This is a genomic window from Variovorax sp. 05L425 (assembly GCF_056397705.1).
The window spans coordinates 49,486-72,786 of the sequence record NZ_JBFTNY010000016.1 but is presented as its reverse complement, the minus strand read 5'-3'; the positions used below and the strand labels follow the sequence as shown (position 1 = coordinate 72,786).

The following is a 23,301-nucleotide window of genomic DNA, read 5'->3' as shown; positions in this document are numbered from 1 at the left end:
GCCCGATGCCGCCGCCCGCTTTTGCGACATCAAGAAAATGCTTCGACCAATAAAAAACGGGCGGTTGGTACCCGCCCGTTTGGTCGTGAGCCTCGAATTATATGCCAAACGCGTTACGAATTCAGCGTTTTCTGAGCTCCAGACCGTTGTTTGGCCCCTTGCGAATGCCACCAAACGTGCGTAAAAAGCGCCGCGCCAATACCCAGAGCGGCCGCCGCGCCCAACAGGGGTACCGCAAATGACCCAGTGCGTTGCGCCAGCGGCGCCGCGAACAAAGGGCCAAGAATCTGGCCGGCGCCATACGAGCCTGTCGCATAACCAATCAGACCAGCAGAGGAATTTCCGCGCAGGCGACGCGCTTCCCGCATGGCGAAAAGAGTAATGGCCGTGAAGGGCATTCCGAGCAGCAGGCTGCTCAGGGCGAGCCCTTCGATCGTCGGCCATGTCACCGACAGTACTGCGCCCAATGCCTGCAGCGTATAGCCGACCGCAAGCAGCAAGCGGTTATCCCAATGAGTCGGTGCACGTGCCCCAATGAGCGCACCGGGAACAACCGCCAAGCCAAAAAGCGGCCAGAAAAAATCTGGCCAGGAAGAGCCCGGCAGCGCCTGATGCGCGATCACTGGGAGAAACGTCGCGGTAATGATGTATCCGAAGCCTGCCAGCCCGTAGAGCGCCACCAACCAGCGGGCGTCGCTGCGGTCGGTAGGCGGCTCAGCGGACGTAGGTGCACCCGTCGGCCGTGCATGCGCATCGACGTGGGTCGCTTCACCGTCCGCGAAGATGCGCCAGATCAGGGCGATCAGCACCGCCGACAGCAGGCCGAAGCCGATCCAACCAGCCTCGGACCCCCAGCGTCCCGTCGCCCCAGCCAGAAGACCGGAGATCGCGATGCCGATGCCGGGCCCACCGTAGATGACACCGGCCAAGGCCGGCGCTCTTGTTTCAGCCAGCCGCCGCAGCCCCCATCCGGAAGCAAAGACGAAGGCCCAGGCACTCATGACGCCAGCTGCCAGGCGCAAGACGCCCCATGCGGGGAACCCATGGAGCACCCCCATGCCGAACAGCAGCGCCGCCGTGGCGACGAGACTGCCGCGAATCATGCTGGCGGGCTTTGCCCGAATCAGGGCACAACTGAGCGCACCCACGAAATAGCCGAGGTAGTTGAGCGATGCGAGCACGCCGCCGGCCTGCAGGTCCAGCTTGCCTTCGCGCAGCATGATGGGAAGCATGGGCGTGAATGCGAAGCGCCCCAAACCCATCACCACGGCCAGAGCGACCATGCCGGCGAGCGCTGCGCGCCAGGCTTCTCGCCTGTCCTTGCTGATCAGCGACATTTGGCGTTCTCGAATCGTTTCTAATCAGCCAGTGCTGCAGCAACCAACTTCTGCGTGTAGGGGTGTTCGGGTGCGTCGAGCACACGCTCAACCGGGCCGGACTCGAGGATCGCACCATCTTTCATCACGATGACCTGATGCGCCATCGCGCGGATCACCTCCACGTCGTGCGTGATCAGCAGATAGCTCAGGCCGCGTTCACGCTGCAGACGCTGCAACAGACCCAGCACCTGTTTCTGGATGGTCACATCGAGCGCACTCGTGGGTTCGTCGAGCACCAGCAGGCTCGGATCGACGATCAGCGCCCGCGCAACCGCGAGACGCTGCCGCTGCCCGCCGGAGAATTCGTGCGGATAGCGGTCCAGGAGCGCCGGGAATTGCGCCTCGGTCAATCCCACGTCGGCCAGCGCCTGAAGCGCCCGTGTTCGACGTTCCGCCGGAACGAGTTCAGGCGCGTGGACGGTCAGGCCCTCGGCGACGATCTGCTCGACCGTCATGCGCGGTGACAGCGACGAGAACGGGTCCTGAAAGACCACTTGCATGACCCGACGCAGCGCGCGATTGCTGGCTCCGCCCTTATCCCAGCGCCGACCGGCGACGTCCAGTTCGCCTTGGTGCTTCAGCAGCCCGAGCGCCGCCAGCGCCAGTGTGGATTTGCCCGAACCGGACTCGCCGACGACACCCAGGGTTTCGCCGGGCGCGATGCTGAAGTCGGCGCCTTGCACCGCGATGAACTCGCCCTTGCGAAACCAGCCAGTCACACCCGGCCTTGAGACTGGATAGCTCACGCGCAGCCCCTTGGCAGTCAATACCGGCGTGCTGCTTCCTGCCGGGACAGGATCCACATCCCGCGTCGGCCGGCTGTCGATCAGCTTGCGTGTGTAAGGGTGGCGAGGTGCGCCGAACACGGTCGACACGGCACCATGCTCGACGATGTGGCCGTCTTCCATGACCGCCACGCGGTCCGCGAATCGGTGCACCAGATTGAGATCGTGGGTGATGAGCAGCACTGCCATGCCGTACTTCCGCTGCAGTTCCGCCAGCAGTTCGAGGATCTGCGCCCGGACCGTGACATCGAGCGCCGTGGTTGGCTCGTCGGCCAGCAGCAGTCGCGGCCTGCAAGCCAGCGCCATCGCGATCATGGCGCGCTGGCGCTGCCCGCCGGACAACTGATGCGGAAACGCCCTCGCCCGCCGGGCCGGCTCGGGAATGCCGGTATCTGCCAGCAACTGCACCGAGGCTTCGTGCGCCGCCTTGGCGGACAACGCCTGATGCAGTTCGAGCACCTCGGCAATCTGGTCGCCCACCGTGTAGAGCGCATTGAGTGCGGTCATCGGCTCCTGGAAGATCATCGCGATCTCCTTGCCGCGGATGCCACGCAGCCGTGGCTCGGGCAGAGACAACAGGTCACGCCGGGAACCCGCGGATTCCTCTCCAGCAAAGTCGGCGACTCCCGAGATGTCTGCGTTTTGCACCAGTCGCAGCAGGCTCAGGGCGGTGACGGTCTTGCCCGAACCCGATTCGCCGACCAGTGCCAGCTTTTCTCCCTGCGCGATGCTGAAGTCGATTCCATGCACCACTTCCTTGTCGCCGAAGGAGACCCTGAGCCCCTCGACCTTCAGCAAGGGCGTCATCTGTCGGCCTTTCGCGGATCGAGCGCGTCGCGCAGCGCGTCGCCCATGAAGGTCAGCAGCATCAGCGTGACCACGAGCACCCCGAAGGTGGACAACGAGATCCACCAGGCGTCGATATTGGCCTTGCCCTGGCTCAACAGTTCGCCGAGTGATGGAGTGCCAGGCGGCACACCGAGGCCCAGGAAATCGAGCGAAGTCAAAGCCAGGATCGCCGCACTCATGCGAAACGGCAGAAAGGTCACGACCGGCGTCATGCTGTTGGGCAGGATGTGCCGCCACATGATGTGCAGGTTGCCCACGCCGAGCGCGCGTGCGGCGCGCACGTAGTCCATCTGCCGATTTCGAAGGAACTCGGCGCGCACATAGTCGGAAAGGCCCATCCAGCCGAACAGGCTCAGCAGAATCAACAGCAGCGCGACACTCGGCGCGAAGACGGCGCTGAAGATGATGAGCAAGTAAAGCTCGGGCATCGAACCCCAGATCTCGATGAAGCGCTGGAACGCGAGGTCGGTCTTGCCTGCAAAGTAGCCCTGCACGGCGCCCGCCGCCACGCCGAGCACGGTTCCGATGGCCGTGAGTGCGAGGCCGAACAGCACGCTCACCCGGAACCCGTAGATCAACTGCGCCAGCAGGTCGCGGCCGCGGTCGTCGGTGCCCAGCCAGTTGTCGCGCGTCGGTGCCGCTGGACTCGGCGACTTGGCGAAGTAGTTGAGCGTCTTCGGGCCGTACGGGTTGGGCGCGTAGATCGCCCAGTTGCCGCCTTGTGTGATGCGTTCGCGGATGAAGGGGTCAAGGTAGTCGGTCGGGGTCTCGAAATCGCCGCCGAAGGTCTTTTCGGAATAGTCGCGAAGGACCGGGAAATACATCTTTCCCTCATAGCGCATGACGAGCGGCCGGTCGGTCGAGAGCACTTCGGCGAAGAGGCTCAGGACAACCATGACGACGAACAGCACCAGACTCCAATAGCCCAGGCGATCACGCTTGAAACGCAGCCACGCGCGGCGTCCCGGACTCAGCGACACGGGCTGGGCGGTGCGGGCGCTAGTCAAACTTCACCCTCGGATCGACCCATACGTAGCAGAGATCGGAAATGAGCTTGGTCAGCAAGCCGATCAGCGTGAAGAGATAGAGCGTGCCGAGCACGACCGGGTAGTCGCGCCGGATCACGCTTTCGTAGCCCAGCAGGCCGAGCCCGTCGAGCGAAAACAGTGTCTCGATGAGCAGCGAGCCGGTGAAGAAGGCGCCGATGAAAGCCGCCGGGAGGCCGGTGACGATCGGAATCAGCGCATTGCGAAACACGTGCTTCCACAACACCTGCCGCTCGCCCAGGCCCTTGGCCCGTGCGGTCAGGACGTATTGCTTGCGGATCTCCTCCAGGAAGGCGTTCTTGGTCAGCATCGACGTCACGGCGAAGCTGCCCAGCACCATGGCGGTCACCGGCAAAGTGATGTGCCAGAGATAGTCGACGATGCGCGCACCCCAACCGAGGTCGTCCCAGTTGGCAGAAGTCAGGCCGCGCAGCGGAAACCATTGCAGCTGTCCGCCGAAGACCACCAGCAGCGCCACCCCGAGCACGAATCCCGGAATCGCATAGCCCACGAGGATCAGCAAGGTAGTGACGAGATCGAAGCGCGTGCCTGCGCGCACCGCCTTGGCGACACCCAGCGGCACCGCGACGCCGTAGCTGATGAAGAAGGTCCAGAGCCCGAGGCTGATCGAGACGGGGAGTTTTTCAAGGATCAGCGACCACACATCCTTGTTCTGGAAGAAGCTGCGGCCCAGGTCGAAACGGGCGAACTGGCCCAGCATTTGGAACAGCCGCTCGTGCGCCGGCTTGTCGAAGCCGTAGAGCGCCTTGATCTCCGCCAGCCGCTTGGGATCGACCCCTTGATTGCCACGGTAGTTGGAGCCGCCCGATTCGACGCCCCCGCGCCCGCCCGCCTTCGCTTCGGCGAGGTACTGCTCCACCGGCCCCCCCGGCACGAACTGGATCACGAAGAAGGTCACCAACAGCACGCCGAGCAGCGTCGGGATGAACAGCAGCAGCCGCTTGAGGACATAGGACAGCATGGCGTCTCGGGCTCCTGTTTCCTATTTCCTATTTGGCCCACCAGGTCGACATGACCCAGTCTTCGGCCGCTGCATACGGTGGCATCGGTGCCTTGTAGGCCAGACGCCAGGCGTTATAGGCGAGGCGATGCGCAGTCAACGTCCACTGCGGGATCAGGTAATGGCTGTGCATGATCACGCGATCGAGCGCCCGGCAGGCCGGAAGAAGTTCGGCCTTGGTCTCCGCGCGCACGATTTCGGTGACCAACGCGTCGACCGCCGGACTGCTCACGCCCATGTAGTTGCCCGAACTCTCCGTCGTCGCTGCCTTGCTGCCGAAGATGTCCGCAAGTTGCTGGCCGGGATTGTTCGTGCCCGGGAAGTTGATGGTCGTGATGTCGAACTCGAACTTGTCCAGGCGCTGCTGGTAGAGCGCGAAGTCGACCGAAGCGAACTTCAGCGTGATGCCGAGCTTCTCGAGATTGCGCACCCACGGCGACACGGTACGCGCCCCGCCCTCCTTGCTGTCCAGGTATTCGAGCTCCATCGGGTCGCCCTTGGCATTGCGCAGGGCGCCGTCGCGGTATTCCCACCCGGCCTGTCTGAGCAGATCCTGCGCACGGCGCAAGTTGTTGCGCAGCGATTCCCCGGGTCCTTCGGTCGTTGGCGGTTCATACATCGGCCCGAACACCTCGTCGGGGACCTTTCCGCGCCAAGGCTCCAGCAGCTTGAGTTCTTGCTCGGAGGGCATGCCCTCTGCTGCGCAATCGGTGTTGCCGAACAGATCCCTCACGCGCGGATAGCCGCCATAGAACATCTGGCGGTTCATCCACTCGTAGTCGAGCGCCAGGCCCAGCGCTTGCCGGACTCGCCGGTCCTGCAGCAGCGGACGCCGGCTATTGAGCACGAAACTCTGGAATCCCGAAGGCAGCCGATGGGCAAATTCGCGCTTGACCAGCTCGCCGGTATCGAAGCGCTTCCCCGTCACGCGGCGCGCCCAGTCGCCCGCCGAATAGAAGCTCATCATGTCGAACTCGCCGGCCTTGAATGCCTCCAGACGCGCCGTGTTGTCCTTGTAGATCTTGATGGTGATGCGGTCGAAATTGTTCGTGCCGCGCCGAACGGCAAGGTCGCGCGCCCAATAGTTGGGGTCGCGCACGTAGGTGATGTCCTTGCCGAAACGCACAGGTCCGATCTTGTAGGGGCCGCTTCCGATGGGGATGTCCATGACCACCTGGTCGAAAGGCTTGGCCTTGCCATTCTCCATGCCCCATCGGCGGCTGAAGACGGGCAATCCACCGACGGTCAGCGGAAGTTCGCGATTCGGCTTCTTGAACTTGTAGCGAATGGTGCGGGCATCGATCACTTCGGCACTTTCGACATCTTCGAGCATGGTCTTGAAGCCCGGAGACACATAGGGGCCGATCAGGGTGTCATAGCTGTACTTGACGTCGGCCGCCTCGACCGGCGTGCCATCGTGAAAGCGCGCCTCCGGCCGGAGTCTGAAGGTTGCGCTGAGCCGATCGGGCGAAACGACCACATCCTCGGCCAGAAGACCATAACCGGACGCCGTCTCGTCCATCGAGCCGACCAGCAGCGAATCGAACATCAGGTTGGCCAGATACGCCGGTGCCGCGCCCTTGATCGTGAAAGGGTTGTACTTGTCGAAGGTGGAATAACGCAGGTTGCTGACCAGCCGCAACTCTCCGCCCCGTGGCGCGTCGACGTTGACGTAGTCGAAGGCCTTGAAGCCGGGCGGGTACTTGAGGTCGTCCCACATGGCATAGCCATGCGCCGCCCATGCGGGAACCGCACACACCAGCAACCAGCAGAACCAGAGAACCCGCATGCGAGAATTCTGCCCAAGATTTTCACGAGGTCGTTCCATGGGCTTTCTTTCTGGCAAAAAACTTCTGATCACCGGCGTGCTGAGCAACCGCTCCATCGCCTACGGCATCGCCAAGGCCTGCCACGCGCAAGGCGCCGAACTGGCGTTCAGCTACGTGGGCGAGCGCTTCAAGGATCGCATCACCGAATTCGCCGCCGACTTCGGTTCGAAGCTGGTCTTCGACTGCGATGTCGGCGACGACGCACAGATCGAGAAACTCTTCGCCGATCTTTCGCAGACCTGGCCCAAGTTCGACGGCTTCGTGCACAGCATCGGCTTCGCGCCGCGTGAGGCGATCGCCGGCGACTTCCTCGACGGCTTGTCGCGCGAGTCTTTCAAGATCGCGCACGACATCAGTGCCTACAGCTTCCCGGCCATGGCAAAGGCGGCCCTGCCCTACCTCAACGACAAGTCGGCGCTGTTGACGCTGACCTACCTCGGGTCGATCCGCGCCCTGCCCAACTACAACACCATGGGTCTCGCCAAGGCTTCGCTCGAAGCCTCGGTGCGTTACCTCGCCGAATCGCTCGGTCCCAAGGGCATGCGCGTCAACGGCATCAGCGCCGGTCCGATCAAGACGCTGGCTGCCAGCGGCATCAAGGACTTCGGCAAGCTCCTCGCTGCGATCTCCAAGGTGGCGCCGATCCGGCGCAACGTCACGATCGAGGAAGTCGGCAACGTCGCAGCCTTCTTGCTGAGCGACCTCGCGAGCGGCGTCACCGCGGAGATCACCTATGTCGACGGCGGCTTCAGCAACGTCGTCGGGGGCATCTCGGAATCTGCCTGAACCGGCGCGCCGCCGCGTTTCATAATCCTGGCATACCAAAAATGCCAGGGAGTTGACTTGAGTATTTCTATTCGCAAGAGCGGCAAGGGCGGAGCCACGTCCGTGGCGCTGCCGCGCCGCACGCTGTTGCTCGCGGCCCTTGGCGCCGCATTCGGGCTTTCGAGGCCGGGCGATGCCCGCGCGCAGAGCACCCCCAAGACGCCGCCGCCTCTCATGCTGGCCGAGGTCTATCGCCACGGCATGTCGCTCAGCGACTACTGGGTCAGCGAGAAATACGACGGCGTGCGCGGATACTGGGATGGCCATGAACTGCGAACCCGCAGCGGCGAGCGGATCGCCGCGCCGAGATGGTTCGTGGAGGCGCTGCCCCCGATACCGCTGGACGGCGAACTGTGGGCTGGCCGCGGCCGTTTTTCTCATGCAGTCTCGACCGTGCGAAGCCAGGACCCGTCGGATGCCGCGTGGCGCGAGATGCGCTACATGGTGTTCGACCTCCCCGCCGAGCCCGGCGACTTCACGACACGACTCGCGCACCTGCGCCAACTGTTTCCCATTACCACCGTCCCCTGGGTGGTGGCCGTGCCGCAGCAGCGCGCCACGACTTCGGAGGAACTCGACGCTTTGCTTGACAAGACGATCACGATGGGCGGCGAAGGCCTGATGCTCCATCGTGGCGCGTCGCTGTATAGAACGGATCGAAGCACTGACCTCCTCAAGGTCAAGCCCCATGACGATGCGGAGGCGCGCGTCGTCGCCTACGTCGGCGGACGTGGCAAGCACGCCGGCCGAATGGGTGCCATGCTGGTCGAAACGCCCGACGGCAAGCGCTTCAAGCTGGGCGGCGGCTTCAGCGACGCGGAGCGCGAGAAGCCACCGGCCATCGGCACCTGGGTGACCTATCGCTACAACGGCAAGACCTCGTCCGGCCTGCCGAGGTTTGCGCGCTTTGTCCGCGTGCACGACGACGCCGATTTCTGAAGCGTTCCGTCAAGCGGTGCGCTACTTGGGCAACAGCACCTTGTCGACCACGTGAATGACGCCGTTCGACTGGATCACGTCGGCCGTCGTCACCGTTGCGGTGTTTCCGTTCTCGTCGGTAACCATCACCTTGCCGCCGCTCGACTTGGCGACGAGCGTGCCGCCCGAGGCCGTCTTCAGTGGCGCCATGCCCTTCCCGGCCATGATCTGCTTCATCAACGTGGCGGCGTCCAGCTTGCCGGGCACGACGTGGTAGGTCAGGATGGTCGTGAGCTTGGCCTTGTTCTCCGGTTTGAGCAGCATGTCGACCGTGCCGTCAGGCAATGCCGCGAAGGCGTCGTTCGTCGGCGCGAACACCGTGAATGGGCCAGGGCCCTTGAGGGTGTCGACCAAGCCTGCGGCCTTCACTGCCGCGACCAGCGTGGTGTGATCCTTTGAATTGACGGCGTTGTCGATGATGTCCTTGGTCGGGTACATCGGCGCACCGCCGACCATGACCTGTGCAAAGGCGGAGGCGCCGGCTGCCATGGCGACGGCAAGGGTGATCGACGCGAAGCGATGGGTGCTGCTCTTCATGAAAGGCTCCTGAAGGTTGATACCGCTGCAGAAGGCGCAACGGCTGCAACCAATACGCGGCGCCTTCCATATCGGATTCAATCCTCAGGGCCCAGCCGGCCCCGACTTACGCCGCTCGCACGCAGTCGGCGTAGTAGCGCTTCTTGCCCGAGTCGTCGACCCGCCCAACCAGCCCGTGGATGTCGGTTTCGAAACCCGGGCATTGGGTGTTGAACTCCCGCGCGAACTTCAGGTAGTCGACGATCTTCTTGTTGAAGACTTCGCCCGGGATCAGCAGCGGAATGCCGGGCGGGTACGGGGTGATCAGGCTCGTGGTGATGCGCCCTTCCAGCTGGTCGATCTCCACGCGCTCGGTCTTGCGATGCGCGATGTGCGCGAAGGCGTCGCTCGGCTTCATCGCCGGCGTCAGGTCGCTCAGGTACATCTCGGTGGTCAGACGCGCGACGTCGAAGCGTGCGTAGAGCTGGTGGATGTGCTGGCACAGGTCGCGCAAGCCGAGACGCTCGTAGCCTGGATGCTGCTGGCAGAACTCCGGCATGATCCGCCACATCGGCTGATTGCGCGCGTAGTCGTCCTTGAACTGCTGCAGCGCGGTGAGCAGCGTGTTCCACCGGCCCTTGGTGATGCCGATTGTGAACATGATGAAGAAGCTGTAGAGGCCGGTCTTCTCCACGATCACGCCGTGCTCAGCCAGGAACTTGGTGACAACGGCGGCCGGAATACCGGTCGGCGCGAACTTCCCGTTGAGGTCCAATCCCGGCGTCACGATGGTCGACTTGATCGGGTCGAGCATGTTGAAGCCGTCGGCCAGCTTGCCGAAACCGTGCCACTTCGCAGTGCGGGATTCGCCCTTGATGATCCAGTCGTCGGCACGGCCGATGCCCTCGTCGACGAGCTTCTCGGGGCCCCAGACCTTGAACCACCATTCGTCCTTGCCGAACTCTTCCTCGACCTTGCGCATGGCGCGACGGAAGTCCAGCGCTTCGAGGATGCTCTCCTCCACCAGCGCGGTACCGCCGGGCGGCTCCATCATTGCGGCCGCAACGTCGCAACTGGCGATGATCGCGTACTGCGGGCTGGTCGACGAGTGCATCAGGTAAGCCTCGTTGAACAGATCGCGGTCGAGCGCACGATTCTGCGAGTCCTGCACCAGCACGTGGCTGGCCTGGCTGATACCGGCAAGCAGCTTGTGGGTCGACTGGGTGGCGAACACCAGCGAATCCTTGGGCCGCACGCGGCGCTTGCCCATCGCGTGATAGGCGCCGTAGAACGGATGGAAAGCCGCATGCGGCAACCAGGCCTCATCGAAGTGCAGCGTGTCGACGTAGCCGTCGAGCATGCCCTTGATCGTCTCGGTGTTGTAGATCACGCCGTCGTAGGTCGATTGTGTCAACGTCATGACGCGCGGCTTGACCTTGTCGGCATCCACGTGCGAGAGCAGCGGATTGGCGCGAATCTTGGCCTTGATGGCCGCAGGCTCGAATTCACTCTTCGGAATCGGGCCGATGATGCCGAAGTGATTGCGCGTCGGCTTCATGAAAACCGGAATGGCGCCCGTCATGATGATCGCGTGGAGGATCGACTTGTGGCAGTTGCGGTCGACCACCACCACGTCGTCCGGCGCCACGGTGTGGTGCCAGACCATCTTGTTGCTGGTGCTGGTGCCGTTGGTGACGAAGAAGCAGTGGTCGGCATTGAAGATGCGCGCCGCATTGCGCTCGCTGGCCGCGACCGGGCCGGTGTGATCGAGCAACTGGCCGAGTTCTTCGACCGCATTGCACACGTCCGCCCGCAGCATGTTCTCGCCGAAGAACTGGTGGAACATCTGCCCGACCGGGCTCTTCAGGAACGCCACGCCGCCCGAATGACCCGGGCAGTGCCACGAATAGGAGCCGTCTTCCGCGTAATCGATCAGCGCCTTGAAGAATGGCGGCTGCACGCCTTCCAGGTAGCTCTTGGCCTCGCGGATGATGTGGCGCGCCACGAACTCCGGCGTGTCCTCGAACATGTGGATGAAGCCGTGCAGTTCGCGCAGGATGTCGTTGGGAATGTGCCGCGAGGTCTTGGTTTCGCCGTAGATGTAGATCGGCACGTCGGCGTTCTTGCGCCGCACTTCGCCAATGAAATTGCGCAGATTGAGCACGGCCGGATCAAGATCGGGGCCGACCGTGAATTCCTCGTCGTCGATCGACAGGATGAAAGCGCTCGCGCGGCTCTGCTGCTGCGCGAATTGGCTCAAATCACCGTAGCTGGTGACGCCAAGCACCTCGAAGCCCTCGCTCTCGAAGGCGTGCGCCAGTGCGCGGATGCCGAGCCCCGAGGTGTTCTCGGAGCGGAAGTCCTCGTCAATGATGACGATGGGGAAGCGAAATTTCATGAACAGGCTCCGGACGGGCAAATAGGCGCGAAGTGTACGGAATTCGGATGAAGCTGACGTTCAGCTTTGACACAATCCCCTGCACCTAAAACAAAGAGAGGAATCGTCATGGCGAGTTCCACCATTTGGTGGCTGATTGCGGGTGCGGCCGTCGTCCTCGAACTCCTGTCCGGGACCGGCACGCTCTACCTGCTGCTGATGGGCGTCGGCTTCGCCGCTGCGGCGCTTTCCGCACATGCCGGCGCCGGGTTCGACACGCAATTGATCGTAGCGGCGGTGGTCAGCGTGTCGGCCGTGATCGCCTGGCACGCGATTCGTCGCAAGCGCCCTCCAGAGCCGCCGACCGGCGCCAATCCCAACGTCAACATGGACATCGGCGAACACGTCCACGTCGATGCATGGAATGAGGACGGCACTGCCACAGTCCGCTACCGTGGCGCGCAATGGACCGTGGTCGCCCGACCCGGCAGTACGCCCTCGGCCGGCGAGCACAAGGTGACCCAGGTGATCGGCAGCCGCCTGGTCGTCGAGAAGGTCTGAATCGGACATCCCCAAAGAGAGCAAAGAGAGAATTCAATGGAATACGCAGCCGTCCCCCTGGTCCTCCTGATCATCGCGATCATCGTCATCACGCAAACGATCAAGTTCGTTCCGCAACAGAACGCCTGGGTGCGCGAGCGCCTCGGCAAATACCACGGCACCATGACGCCGGGCCCCAACTTCCTCATCCCCTTCATCGACAGGGTCGCCTACAAGCACAGCCTGAAGGAAATCCCGCTCGACGTGCCGAGCCAGGTCTGCATCACGCGCGACAACACGCAACTGCAAGTCGACGGCATCCTTTATTTCCAGGTGACCGACCCGATGCGGGCAAGCTACGGTTCGTCGAACTACATCTTGGCCGTGACCCAACTCGCACAGACTTCGCTGCGCAGCGTCATCGGCAAGCTCGAACTTGACAAGACTTTCGAAGAGCGCGACATCATCAACGCGCAGGTCGTCGCCGCGATCGACGAAGCGGCGCTGAATTGGGGCGTGAAAGTCTTGCGCTACGAAATCAAGGACCTGACGCCGCCCAACGAGATCCTCCACGCCATGCAGCGCCAGATCACCGCCGAGCGCGAGAAGCGCGCATTGATCGCGGCTTCCGAAGGCCGGCGCCAGGAGCAGATCAACATCGCTACTGGCGAGCGCGAAGCTTTCATCGCACGTTCCGAAGGCGAAAAGCAGGCGCAGATCAACAACGCGCAAGGCCAGGCGGCTGCCATCACCGCCGTGGCCGAGGCAACGGCGGGTGCCATCGAGCGCGTGGCTGCCGCAATTCGCCAGCCCGGCGGCGAACAGGCCGTGCAGCTCAAGGTGGCGGAACGCGCGGTCGACGCCTACGGCAAGGTCGCGGCCGACGCCACGACCACGTTGATCGTGCCAAGCAACATGAACGAAACGGCCGCCCTTATCGCCTCCGCGATGCGCATGGTGCAGGCCGGCAAGGCATCGAGCAGCAGTTGACGCCATTCACGCGCGGCGGCCGAGAACAAGGTCCGCGCACTGCTACAATCGCGGGCTTCGGAGCGGTGGATGAGCGGTTTAAGTCGCACGCCTGGAAAGCGTGTGAGGGTTAATAGCCCTCCGCGGGTTCGAATCCCGCCTGCTCCGCCAATGCCCTTTTTCGCTTCCCATGAAGTGAACCCCCAAAAGCCTCGCAAACCCGCATGAATACAGGGTTTGCGAGGCTTTTTTGTTGCGCATCCGGTCGCCTTCGTTCGCATAAGTCCATATTGGCGAGGTAGGTTCAAAGGTAGGTAGCAACGAAGGGGCGCGCGAACATGGCACGGGGCATCGACAGCGGCGAGCGTGGCGAAAGCCGTCAAGGGGCCGGACAAACTGCACAGCGATGGCGGCGGTCTCTGGCTGCAAGTCAAGGGCGAAGCCGGGGCAAGCTGGATTTTCAGGTACGACCGCCAGGGCAGGCGGCGCCACATCGGGCTCGGGCTCATTCATACCATCGACCTCGCCCATGCGCGCGACCTCGCGAAGCAGCATCGCATCGCCCTGCTCGAAGGCCGCGACCCTGCTGGCGAGCGTGCCGCGTTCAGGCGAACTGCCCCTGCCCGTGCAGCGGCGGAAGCTGCACGTGGCAAGACATTCGCCGAGTTCGCCGAAGAGTACGTGACCAAGCGCGAACCCGAATGGGCCGACAAGCTCGTGAAGGCCGCCGCAGCGGCAGGCAAGAACGCTCCGAAGAAAGGTAGCGCGAACCAGTGGCGACAAAGCCTGCGCGACTACGTGAATCCGATCGTCGGAGATCTTCTGCCGAGCGAGATCGGGAACACTGAAATAGAGCGCGTGCTCGCACCGATCTGGCTCACGAAGAACGAGACCGCCCGGCGCGTGCGCAGCCGCATCGAGCTCATCCTCGGCGCGGCAATGGTCAAGGGCCTGTGCCCGAAGGGGCCGAACCCTGCCGCCTGGAGCGGCAATCTGGAACACCTGCTCGCGAGCCCGAGCAAAGTGGCCGCGGTGAAGTCGATGCGGTCCCTGCCCTGGCCACTGGTGCCAGAGTTCGTGCGCGCGTTGCGAAAGGTCAAGAGCGACAGCGCGCGCGCCGTCGAGGTCGGCATGTTGACCGGCGCTCGCTCCAACGAAATCCGTGGCATGAAATGGGAGCACCTGCGCGGGCTCGACGGCCCGGGCATCACACACCCCGTGCACGGGGGGCGAGTGCAGGCAGCCAACGGGGCCACGGCGCGAGGGCCCATGCTGGCCCTCCAACGCGCGGTCCATGCTTGTGCGTGCGTGTGCGTCACCCTATAGGGGACGCACACACGCACAACGCACAAGCGCGACGGCGGATAGCCCTGCTCAACCGGTGGCCCGTCGGATGTCCACTCCTTGAGCGAACACCTGACCGCAGTCTGGAACTTTGCTGCTCATGAGACCGATGAAGTAGAAGTCCCCATTGAGCGTGACGCACGCACGTGTGAAGGCCTCTCGCGGGTCCGTCAGGTTCAAGTGCGCGACGCAGCGCAGCGCGAGGCACCGGGCACGAATGAAGTCCGAGTTGAAGGACAGCTTGGCTTGTGTCGACTGGTGCGCGATGACGTGGGCGAAGTCATTGCGGGTCCTTCGGATGGCGTGAAGGTCTTTGCGAACGGAATCAGTCATGAAGCCGAACACGCATGCGAGGTCGATCTTTGCGGCGAAGGCCGATAAAGGCCCCATGCCGGTGAAAAGTGCTCGTCGAGCGTCGTCGTGCGGATGCAGGACCGACTCGATGGCACTCTGCAACGCTTCCTCGACCCACGCCGCGCCGACAACCGCGCACGCGCGTTCCGATTCGCCATTCAGTTCGGCAATCAGCGCCGCCTCTCTCTCTCGCGCCTCTTCGGAGTACGGGTCCATGTGTTCCTTCTTGCGGTCGACTGTCGTGGTGTGGCTTGGGGGTTGCTTACCAGGTCCGGTACGGTATGTCCGCCGCCCATATCTCTCTCCCTGGCGGATCTACACGCGAGCTAAGGAAGCCCGACAGCGAGTTGAACGCGAGATTTGAATGCGGCGTCGGTCCGACGAACACTCGGGGGAGAAGAAGCTTTCCGTTCGGCGCTGTCGGCAGTTTGAACGTCACATACGGAATGAGCATCGATGTTCCGGGTCGGTGGCGAATTTCCGAGAGGTCTACCCGTGACACGTCTTCGGACACGACCCGCCACTCCCGTTCCTCGTGGAACGCCCCGTGCTTGAGAACCGCGGCAACCTTCAGCAGGTCGGACTCCATCGCTTCAAACGCAGGATAAAAGCGATTGTCGGGATGGCGCTCCGTTGTGCTTGCCTCGCCGACAGCCCGCGCATGCTTCACCACCGCCGCGACCACCTCTTCGAGAAGCTTCCGTTGCGACGCCCGGTCATAGATGCATTGAACGAGGGAAAAACTCTGCGCCTTTGCCGCCTTCGCGAGTTCGTCAGGCTCGAACCCCAGGCTGTATCCATTGCCTGCTGGACAGTAGCCTCGCCACTGGCTCAGCAAGTTGCCGACTTCGCTAAAGCACGCTGCAAACAGTGCATGCCCGTGCTTGAAACGCTGTCCGGACCAAACGGCGAACTGATCCAGCACCTCTGCGTCCTGAATCAACCCATCGCGCGAGAGGTTGGTAGACACGCTTTCAATAAGCTGCGCAGCATTGTCTAGCTCAGAAGCATCGGACATGTAGCGGATGTCGCTCGCCCAAAGCTCCTTTCCTTCGATGATGCTCTTCATGTTCGCCAGGGTCGCATAGTGGAAAAGCTGCGTCGTCGGACGCTTTCCATAGATGCGCTCGACGATTGTGTTCAACGGCGAAGAAGTTGCGGCGTCGTTCATTGAAATGTTGGATGACGGGTTCGGGTGGGGACCGACTGTAGCGGGTCGCTCGCGTGCTTCTCGCGGGGCATGGCGCCGAACGGGGGGCGGGTCGCGAGACCCAGCGCGGACCGGGGAAACCCTGCATTGCCCGCGAACAGAGCTTTTTTTGCCAAAGGGACGCGGCCTCACCCGCTCGCGAACTGAGCGTTTTGCAGCTATCAAAGAGAGCATCCTGACCGCTCGCATCGGTGCCGTGATCGCGCCTGAACGCTGCGCAAGTCGTCGCGTCGTCGCTCGATTCGAGTCGCACCGGCCCGTTATGGGGGCCTGGAAATGCCTCACTTGGCGGCTACCAAGCCTTCGCGTTGATAGCGGACATGGTCGCGTGGTCCGCGCGCTCCGCGTTGTCACCACTCAACATGTGGTCGAAGGTATACGACTGACCTGGCGCGATGTTGCGCACGCTCGCAGGCCATGGCTCGTCGACGACGATCAGGTTTCCCCCCTTGTCGAAGACCTTCACCTGCATCTGCACGCCACAGGCCACCGCGTTGTTGTTCGTCAGTTCAGCGAAGAAATGCGCGGCGAACTTTTCGCGACTGCCGCCCTTCATGGCGATGTCGAACTTGTCAGGCCAACAGCCCTTCGCCGCGACCGGGGCGGCGGCAGCAGTAGGCCGCTCCCCGTTCGAACTCGCCGACAAGTAGAACGACCCGATGCCTGCGACGACGACGACCGCCACCGCCGCGATCACGATGTTTTGAAGTGTTTTGTTCATTGGTCATCGCCAGCCGCTAGCATTGACGCCAGTCACGGCGTGGCCCCTTTCACGTTGATGATGAGCAAGCCCCGCAGCGGTCGAAACGCAGCGGGGCTTGCGCCTTGTACTCCCGAATCGGGCTAAGGAGCGCGCGAACCACCTCGACGCACTGCCGCCTACATCGGCCCTGATCGCGTCTCCTGTGCCCGTTTTGGCCGGTCGCAACGCGCATCCGGCGCCGCGCTCGCCCGTCAATCCTCAGGAGAGGCGTGGCTCTGCTGCTCTTCCACGCCTGCTCAACCGCGAGCAACTCCACCCGACTGGTGGTCTAAAGTTGAGAACATGGAAAGAAAATCAAAAAAATCGGTTTCCGCGCCGTCAGATGTCGTCAAACTGAAACTTTCGCCGGGAGATGTACTGCTTTCTTCAATGGCGCTGCCCTATCCCGGCGCAATCGTTACTGGGACGAAGGGCAGTAAAAACGAGCCGTTTGAACCGTATCTTGACTTTCGCAGCATTCGGCGTTTGTTGGAGTTTCTGGAGCACGTTGTTCTCTGCGAACGACTTATTCTCCAGGTGCCTCAGTACGCGTCCGTGAGCGAAAGACTCATCAGAGGCAAAGCGTGGGGGGACTTCGCAGTTTTTCAGGCTGTGGGCGATCTCGACTACACAACAGAGAGTCTTGGTAAGCGCCTCGAGCAAGCAGGAGTTCTTTTTCCTGCGCAACTGGCTATCGGCACTTCCACAGCTGACGATCTGGTGGGGGCGCTCTTGCCGAACAGCGGTTGGATGAAGAAGCGTTTCGCCTACTTCGCTGATGGGGCGACCCATTTGCCGATTAAGAGGCAAGCTTCATACATCAACGCGCAGATGGCGGCACATGTCGGTGCGCCTCTGCATATCCTTGAAGCCGCGGGCTTGACAGGAATCCCTTTCATTCAGAGCGACTATGAGGCCAAAGGTCTCGCTGGATACGAGCGAGAAGCGCTGCGTGTTCGTCGATCGGTGACGCAGCTACTGTTGGATCGCCTAAATCACGGAGCACGAAAGGAAATTGAAAAGCTGGCGGACGTGGGGCCGGTCTCCGTGTTCCCAGAGACCCCCATTGCTCGCTTGATAGTGAGTGAGGCGAAGACCCCTGAAGGACTGGTTGAGACGGCGCTTGCGCTTCGGGGCGAGTTCGCAGGCTTTCGTAGCGCAATGAATCAACTTCAATCGGATCTCGTAAGTGAATCGCTATCGTTGTCGGTCCGTTTGAAAAGGCTCCATGAGCTTGAGCAGCTTGCGGACGCTCTTTGGAAGGAACCTAGGAAGGATCTTCGGACGAATGCTCAAGCAATCTCTGAAGCGCTTTTCGCAATTCCTGAAGTCGTGGCCACACCGTCAGTCAACTCGGTGGCGAGCCTGGCAAACAAACTAATCGCTCTCCCTGTTGAGAGATTGATCGGGCTCTACAAACATCGAAAGATCCGTTTGCTCCAAAAGGCCAAACGCAACTTTCTCCACAACAACGATGCGACTGCAAAGCTCGCGGAAATCTTTGGCGTTTCTGAAACTGTTGCGCGATCGAGCGCACGGAACGGACGGGTCCTCAGACCGGCATTCGTAAAGGCGAATCCCGAATGGATGGAGATGTACGCTCGTTTGAAAGAGACGAAAGGCTGAACCGGGGCTGTAGCTTCAGCGAAGACCCAGGAGCCCAGATATTGGCCGCAGACATTTTCCCGTTGGCAATTCGACGCATCGGGCGTAGTCTTCGGCAGTAACTGCGCAACGGTGGCAATCCGGCGTGAACCCGGCGCACCTTCATCGGGAGGAAGCGCCATGATGAGCACTCGTCAGGCGCGCGCGCAGATTCTGCGCGGCGACGGTCCCCCCGTCCCCACACTCGGCGAACTGCTGCGCCGCAAGTTCGCGCAGGACGCCTGCGACTGCGCCCGGCGCGCAGCCACCGCAGTCGACGCCGATGCAGCGATTCGCGCTGCCCGTGCGCACGCCACGCAGCGGGCTCACGAAGGGCCCAGATCGGGCCATAGAGCGCACTTTTGCCCGAGGCGACTGCTCTGCGCTGTCCAGCAGCATGGACGCCCCTGACGGCGCGCGCTACAAGCCCCCGCCTTTTCGGGGACTTTCGAGGAAGTCATCGACGCTGACATGCCGCTTAAATGGGCATTTGTTGAGGTAGGCGCAAAGGTAGGTAGCAGCGGCCTACTTTCCAGAAAACCGTATGGATATTGCGTTTCCACAGACCAGTGAGGGACGCCTGCTCCGCCAGTGGACCTTTTCAGGTCCATTTTTTTGCTCAAAATCCAAGCACTCCCCCTCGGTGACTCGGGTCCGAATCGCAACGCGCCGACCAGCAAGTGATCGCCCTCCCGATCTCGCGTGTTTCCGCTCATTGCCCTACGATGCATCCTGGCTACGAGGAGTAGACGATGCGGATGATCACTTGTTCACTTACCGCGATCGCACTGCTTGCAGGATGCGCCGCACCGAACACGCCGGAGGTCGAGTACGGCCCGCAAGCTGAGGCTGGCGCCGCGCCCCCGCAAACGCAAGCCATGCCGGTCGCATACGTGCCTGCATCCAGGCCCACCGGCCGGGACACCTACAACGCCGAGAAGCTCGCCAAGAACCGGGCCTGCGCCGCCCAGCCCTTGGCAAGCCTGAGTGACAAGGGCCCCGGCTTCGAGACCTACAGCGTGCCCTGCAGCAATGGCCGCTCGATCGCGATTCGTTGCGAGTTCGGCAACTGCAGGGTGCTCCAATGAGAGGGGCCGGATTTGCATAGACACAGCTTCGTACGGCCATGAAAAAAGGGCCCGAAGGCCCTTTTTTCAGATGTGGCGTGTGAGCGCTCAGCTCGCTCCGCGCACCACGGCGATTTGCGTACGCGTACCATTCTTGTAGGTGTACAGCGTCAGCGCACCGTTCTTGATGTCGCCCTTTTCGTCGAACGAGATCGGACCGGTCAGGCCCTTGTATTCGATCTTGCTGATTTCAGGCAGGTACTTCTCGGGATCGGAAGATCCGGCCTTTTCCATGGCTGCAGCCAGCACGTTCACGGCGTCATAGACGTACGGTGCATAGATCTGCACTTCGACGCCATTCTTTTCCTTGAACTTGGTCTTCCAGGCTTCCAGAGGTGCCTTGAAGTCGCCTTCGACACCGCCAGCTTCGGCGCACACGACCATGTCTTCACCGATGGCATCGCCAGCCAGCTTGGCCAGTTCTGCGGTGCACAGGCCGTCGCCGCCCATGAACTTGACGGTCATGCCAAGCTGCTTGACCTGCTTGAGCATCGGGCCGCCCACGGCGTCCATGCCGCCGAAGAACAGCACGTCGGGGTTGGTGCCCTTGAGCTTGGTCAGGATGGCGTTGAAGTCGGTCGACTTGTCGGTCGTGAATTCGTGGCCGACGATCGTGCCGCCGGCAGCCTTTGCGGCCTTTTCGAATTCTTCGGCGACGCCCTGGCCGTAAGCGGTGCGGTCGTCGATCACGGCAATGTTCTTGCCCTTGAGCGTTTCGACCGCGTACTTGCCCAGCGTGCCACCGAGTTGCGTGTCGTCAGCCACCACGCGGAACGTGGTCTTGAAGCCTTGGCGCGTGTACTTGGGGTTGGTCGCCGACGGCGAGATCTGTGGAATGCCGGCGTCGCTGTAGAGCTTGGAGGCCGGGATGGTCGTGCCCGAATTCAGGTGACCGACCACACCGTTGACCTTGCTGTCGACCAGCTTCTGTGCCACTGCCGTGCCTTGCTTGGGATCGCCTGCGTCGTCTTCGGCGAGCAGTTCGAACTTGGCGACCTTGTCGCCGATCTTCACGCCCTTGGCATTGAGGTCCTCAATGGCCATGCGTGCGCCGAGTTCGTTGTCCTTGCCGAGGTGGGCGATGGCACCGCTGGTCGGCCCAACGTGGCCGATCTTCACGACGAGTGCGTCAGCCGGAGGTGCTGCCGGTGCGGGTGCCGCTGCGGTCGGCGCGGGGGTAGCGGCCGGAGCGGCGGCTTCTTCCTTCTTGCCACAGGCCACAAGCGCGATGGCAGCCAGAGCGACCGCAGTCCATTTCAATTGCATGGGAACCTCCAGAACTTAATAAGTAGAGTTGAAAACCGGTCTTTGGATCCGGGCGCTTTAACTCAGCAAGTATCGCGCCGCGAAGCTCAGCGCCCACGCGCTTTTCGACCTGGCGCGCAGTTTAGCCCAAGGAATGAGGGCCGAAAGTTGGCGTAGACCCTGGGTTTTCCGAAAGCTCATGAGACAGCGATTCGCTGACCAGCGCACGCAGTACCGCTTCGATTTCCTTGCGCAGACCGGGGATCATGGTGTCGAGGTGGTGCTGAACGGCAGCTGACACGACATCGCTCAATCGCTCCTCCATCTGCAGGTCGACGCGCTGCAGCACGCGGTGCAGCAATTGCTCTTCGAGGCGGAAGGCGCTGGCCTCCGAAAGCCTGACCTCGGGGCTCAGCGCGACGGCTTGCGAGGGCTCCACCGTAGCGGGCACAACCTCGACAGGCGCCGCATCTTCAGCAACAGGCGCTGGCTGCGGCGCTTCTTCGACCACCGTGGTCAGCGTAGGAACAAAACGCGGCGGCGTGCGTTGCGTGGACACCATCAGTTCGCACTCCCGGCATAAGGATAGGTGCGGATGGCGTAACCGCGATCCTTGTAGTGCCGCCAACGCGCCCGACCCGCCAGCTTGTCGGCTTCGTCGCTGCCGACGATGTCGATCAGCCGCTCGAACCGCTCGAACCTCACCGGCAGGTCGGCACCAAGATTCACGAGGATGGGGCGGTCCGGCAGCGATGCTGTGCCACTTTCAGCAAGCAATACCGGAGAACGCGTCACGACGTGAGCGTCATCGTCGCAACGGCAATGAGCGATGAATTCACTCGGCTGCAGCGTCCATAGCGACTGGTCGATGGCGTCCAGCGTCGCCGCATCGGCCATCACCACCAGGCGCGCGCCGTGAGCGCTGACGGCCTTCCGCAGCAAACGGCAGGCATAGCTCACCTTGTCCGGCATGTTGTAGTGGCCGTCGATCTCAGTCACTTCTTCGCCCGCCCCTTCGCTGCGGCCTTCACGACCTTGCGTGGCGCAGCCTTCGCGACATCTTCGCGGCTCCGGGTCATCAGGTAGTTCAACAGCAAGCCGACCGGCCGACCGCTGGCACCCTTGGCCGCCCCGCTCTTCCATGCAGTGCCTGCAATGTCCAGGTGGGCCCACGGGAAATCGGAGGTGAATCGCTGAAGGAACTTGGCGGCGGTGATTGCACCCCCCGCACGACCGGCGATGTTGGCCACGTCGGCAAAGTTGCTCTTGAGGCCTTCGGCATAGTCGTCATCGAGCGGCATGCGCCAGCAACGGTCGAGCGCGGCCTCGCCGGCGGCGCCCAAGGCCGTCGCCAACGCGTCATCGCTCGAGAACAGGCCGCTGCGCACGCCACCCAGCGCGATCACGCAAGCGCCCGTCAGCGTGGCGATGTCGATGACAGCGGCGGGCTCGAACCGCTTGGCGTAGTTCAGCGCATCGCACAGGATCAGCCGGCCTTCCGCATCGGTGTTGAGCACTTCGATCGTCTGCCCCGCCATGCTGGTCACGACATCACCCGGCTTGACGGCCCGCCCGTCGTTCATGTTCTCGCACGAAGGGATGAGGCCGACAACGTTGATCGCGGGCTGGATATCGCCAAGTGCACGGAACACACCCAGCACGCTGGCGGCGCCGCACATGTCGAACTTCATCTCGTCCATTTCGGCGGCCGGCTTGAGCGAGACGCCGCCGGTGTCGAAAGTGATGCCTTTGCCGACCAGCACGACGGGCGCCTGGTTCTTGGGCGCGCCGTGATAGCGCAGGACGATGAAGCGCAGCGGCTCGGCCGAGCCTTGGGCCACCGCCGAGAACGCGCCCATTCCGAGCTTTGCGACCTCCTTGGGGCCGAGCACCTCGCATTTCACGTTCGGGAGCTTCGCGAGTTCTTGCGCGACGCCCGCCAACATCGTCGGCGTGCAGTAGTTCGCCGGGCGATTCGCCCACTCCTTGGCCAACTCGATGCCTGAGACCGTGGCGGCCGCCTCATCGAAAGCCTGACGCAGCGGCGCCGCATCCGTCACGCCGAAGCTCAGTTGCCGGATCGTCCTCAGTTCGGCCTTGGATTTGGTGGTGCCATAGACGTAGCTGGCGTCAGCCGCCGCGATCACCGCGCTGCCGAGCCCGGCCGCATCGATGGCCTGCGCGGCCACGACAGTCACGCGCTTGGGGTTCGACCCCTTGGCCGCGCCGATGGCCGCAGTCACCGCCGTCCGGACCGACGCCGGCTTGCCGTCGCCCAGCGAAACCAGCAGCAAGCGCGGTGCGGACACCCCGGCCGGGCGATAGAGCGCGAGCAGCTTGCCGGCCTTGTCGGGCAGGTCGCCGGCCTTGCGGGCGTCGGCGATCAGGGTGGAGAGTGCGTCCTTGGAGGTGCCGATTGCGGAAGCCACGAGGACGATGAGAACGTCCGTTTTCTCGGTGGCGGCCTGGGCGATGGAGAGGGTCTTGAGTTGAAAGTCCATAATCCTTTTTTTCCCAAGAC

General features: G+C 62.8%; 21 protein-coding genes and 1 tRNA gene. 8 read left to right on the top strand and 14 right to left on the bottom strand.

What is annotated here, in order from left to right; all coding sequences use genetic code 11:
* Nucleotides 1-113 precede the first annotated feature (113 nt).
* Genes AC1DN9_RS19085 through AC1DN9_RS19065 form a run of 5 tightly spaced genes read right to left on the bottom strand, consistent with a single transcriptional unit; the run spans nucleotide 114 to nucleotide 6,869 of the window.
* Nucleotides 114-1,337, bottom strand: a complete 1,224-nt coding sequence (locus AC1DN9_RS19085) for a YbfB/YjiJ family MFS transporter (protein ID WP_478102911.1) — start codon at nucleotides 1,335-1,337, stop codon at nucleotides 114-116.
* 20 nt (nucleotides 1,338-1,357) lie between these two features.
* Nucleotides 1,358-2,971 (bottom strand): ABC transporter ATP-binding protein, encoded by a 1,614-nt coding sequence (locus AC1DN9_RS19080; protein ID WP_478102910.1) that lies wholly within the window; start codon nucleotides 2,969-2,971, stop codon nucleotides 1,358-1,360.
* Nucleotides 2,968-4,020, bottom strand: a complete 1,053-nt coding sequence (locus AC1DN9_RS19075; protein ID WP_478102908.1) for an ABC transporter permease — start codon at nucleotides 4,018-4,020, stop codon at nucleotides 2,968-2,970. The genes AC1DN9_RS19080 and AC1DN9_RS19075 overlap by 4 nt, the downstream gene beginning before the upstream one ends.
* Nucleotides 4,013-5,041, bottom strand: coding sequence for a microcin C ABC transporter permease YejB (locus AC1DN9_RS19070; protein WP_478102906.1), 1,029 nt, complete (start codon nucleotides 5,039-5,041; stop codon nucleotides 4,013-4,015). The genes AC1DN9_RS19075 and AC1DN9_RS19070 overlap by 8 nt, the downstream gene beginning before the upstream one ends.
* Nucleotides 5,042-5,069: 28 nt before the next feature.
* The gene (locus AC1DN9_RS19065) at nucleotides 5,070-6,869 is read right to left on the bottom strand and encodes an extracellular solute-binding protein (protein ID WP_478102905.1); all 1,800 of its coding nucleotides are present in this window, start codon (nucleotides 6,867-6,869) and stop codon (nucleotides 5,070-5,072) included.
* A 37-nt stretch (nucleotides 6,870-6,906) separates the two neighbouring features.
* On the opposite strand from AC1DN9_RS19065, the gene fabI reads away from it, so the two are divergent.
* Nucleotides 6,907-7,695, top strand: coding sequence for an enoyl-ACP reductase FabI (fabI, locus tag AC1DN9_RS19060; protein WP_478102903.1), 789 nt, complete (start codon nucleotides 6,907-6,909; stop codon nucleotides 7,693-7,695).
* A 63-nt stretch (nucleotides 7,696-7,758) separates the two neighbouring features.
* Nucleotides 7,759-8,673 (top strand): DNA ligase, encoded by a 915-nt coding sequence (locus AC1DN9_RS19055; RefSeq protein WP_478103036.1) that lies wholly within the window; start codon nucleotides 7,759-7,761, stop codon nucleotides 8,671-8,673.
* A 21-nt stretch (nucleotides 8,674-8,694) separates the two neighbouring features.
* On the opposite strand, the gene AC1DN9_RS19050 is transcribed toward AC1DN9_RS19055, so the two are convergent.
* Both AC1DN9_RS19050 and AC1DN9_RS19045 read right to left on the bottom strand, forming a co-directional pair.
* Complete coding sequence (locus tag AC1DN9_RS19050; protein ID WP_478102902.1) at nucleotides 8,695-9,249, bottom strand: fasciclin domain-containing protein; 555 nt, start codon at nucleotides 9,247-9,249, stop codon at nucleotides 8,695-8,697.
* A gap of 106 nt (nucleotides 9,250-9,355) precedes the next feature.
* A complete protein-coding gene (locus tag AC1DN9_RS19045) occupies nucleotides 9,356-11,626 on the bottom strand; it encodes an Orn/Lys/Arg family decarboxylase (protein ID WP_478102900.1) in 2,271 nt (756 codons plus the stop codon).
* Between the two features lie 108 nt (nucleotides 11,627-11,734).
* Between AC1DN9_RS19045 and AC1DN9_RS19040 the strand changes: the two genes are divergently transcribed.
* The 4 genes from AC1DN9_RS19040 (at nucleotide 11,735) to AC1DN9_RS19025 (ending at nucleotide 14,440) form a co-directional block, all read left to right on the top strand.
* The gene (locus tag AC1DN9_RS19040) at nucleotides 11,735-12,166 is read left to right on the top strand and encodes an NfeD family protein (RefSeq protein WP_478102899.1); all 432 of its coding nucleotides are present in this window, start codon (nucleotides 11,735-11,737) and stop codon (nucleotides 12,164-12,166) included.
* A gap of 36 nt (nucleotides 12,167-12,202) precedes the next feature.
* Nucleotides 12,203-13,135, top strand: coding sequence for an SPFH domain-containing protein (locus AC1DN9_RS19035; RefSeq protein WP_478102898.1), 933 nt, complete (start codon nucleotides 12,203-12,205; stop codon nucleotides 13,133-13,135).
* A 59-nt stretch (nucleotides 13,136-13,194) separates the two neighbouring features.
* Nucleotides 13,195-13,285: transfer RNA gene (locus tag AC1DN9_RS19030), tRNA-Ser, on the top strand.
* Between the two features lie 195 nt (nucleotides 13,286-13,480).
* The gene (locus AC1DN9_RS19025; protein ID WP_478102896.1) at nucleotides 13,481-14,440 is read left to right on the top strand and encodes a tyrosine-type recombinase/integrase; all 960 of its coding nucleotides are present in this window, start codon (nucleotides 13,481-13,483) and stop codon (nucleotides 14,438-14,440) included.
* A 48-nt stretch (nucleotides 14,441-14,488) separates the two neighbouring features.
* On the opposite strand, the gene AC1DN9_RS19020 is transcribed toward AC1DN9_RS19025, so the two are convergent.
* The 3 genes from AC1DN9_RS19020 to AC1DN9_RS19010 all read right to left on the bottom strand — a co-directional run bounded on the left by AC1DN9_RS19020 (nucleotide 14,489) and on the right by AC1DN9_RS19010 (nucleotide 16,743).
* Complete coding sequence (locus tag AC1DN9_RS19020; RefSeq protein WP_478102895.1) at nucleotides 14,489-15,028, bottom strand: hypothetical protein; 540 nt, start codon at nucleotides 15,026-15,028, stop codon at nucleotides 14,489-14,491.
* 46 nt (nucleotides 15,029-15,074) lie between these two features.
* Nucleotides 15,075-15,983 carry a DUF2971 domain-containing protein gene (locus AC1DN9_RS19015; RefSeq protein WP_478102894.1) on the bottom strand — a complete coding sequence of 303 codons (909 nt, stop codon included), beginning with the start codon at nucleotides 15,981-15,983 and terminating at the stop codon, nucleotides 15,075-15,077.
* A 331-nt stretch (nucleotides 15,984-16,314) separates the two neighbouring features.
* Entirely contained in the window at nucleotides 16,315-16,743 is a 429-nt protein-coding gene (locus tag AC1DN9_RS19010; protein ID WP_478102892.1) for a hypothetical protein, read from the bottom strand.
* 324 nt (nucleotides 16,744-17,067) lie between these two features.
* Here AC1DN9_RS19010 and AC1DN9_RS19005 point away from each other — a divergent pair, with 324 nt between their 5' ends.
* Together AC1DN9_RS19005 and AC1DN9_RS19000 are read left to right on the top strand one after the other, a co-directional pair.
* A complete protein-coding gene (locus tag AC1DN9_RS19005; protein ID WP_478102890.1) occupies nucleotides 17,068-18,390 on the top strand; it encodes a hypothetical protein in 1,323 nt (440 codons plus the stop codon).
* 770 nt (nucleotides 18,391-19,160) lie between these two features.
* On the top strand, nucleotides 19,161-19,496 hold the full coding sequence (locus AC1DN9_RS19000; protein WP_478102889.1) for a hypothetical protein: 336 nt from the start codon (nucleotides 19,161-19,163) through the stop codon (nucleotides 19,494-19,496).
* Nucleotides 19,497-19,583: 87 nt separating this feature from the next.
* Here AC1DN9_RS19000 and AC1DN9_RS18995 read toward each other — a convergent pair whose 3' ends face one another.
* The 4 genes from AC1DN9_RS18995 to AC1DN9_RS18980 form a co-directional block, all read right to left on the bottom strand.
* The gene (locus AC1DN9_RS18995; protein ID WP_478102887.1) at nucleotides 19,584-20,801 is read right to left on the bottom strand and encodes a branched-chain amino acid ABC transporter substrate-binding protein; all 1,218 of its coding nucleotides are present in this window, start codon (nucleotides 20,799-20,801) and stop codon (nucleotides 19,584-19,586) included.
* 121 nt (nucleotides 20,802-20,922) lie between these two features.
* Nucleotides 20,923-21,342 (bottom strand): hypothetical protein, encoded by a 420-nt coding sequence (locus AC1DN9_RS18990; protein WP_478102885.1) that lies wholly within the window; start codon nucleotides 21,340-21,342, stop codon nucleotides 20,923-20,925.
* The gene (locus tag AC1DN9_RS18985) at nucleotides 21,342-21,779 is read right to left on the bottom strand and encodes a DNA polymerase III subunit chi (protein WP_478102884.1); all 438 of its coding nucleotides are present in this window, start codon (nucleotides 21,777-21,779) and stop codon (nucleotides 21,342-21,344) included. Before AC1DN9_RS18985 ends, AC1DN9_RS18990 begins: the two co-directional genes overlap by 1 nt.
* Complete coding sequence (locus tag AC1DN9_RS18980; RefSeq protein WP_478102882.1) at nucleotides 21,776-23,281, bottom strand: leucyl aminopeptidase; 1,506 nt, start codon at nucleotides 23,279-23,281, stop codon at nucleotides 21,776-21,778. Before AC1DN9_RS18980 ends, AC1DN9_RS18985 begins: the two co-directional genes overlap by 4 nt.
* Nucleotides 23,282-23,301 lie beyond the last annotated feature (20 nt).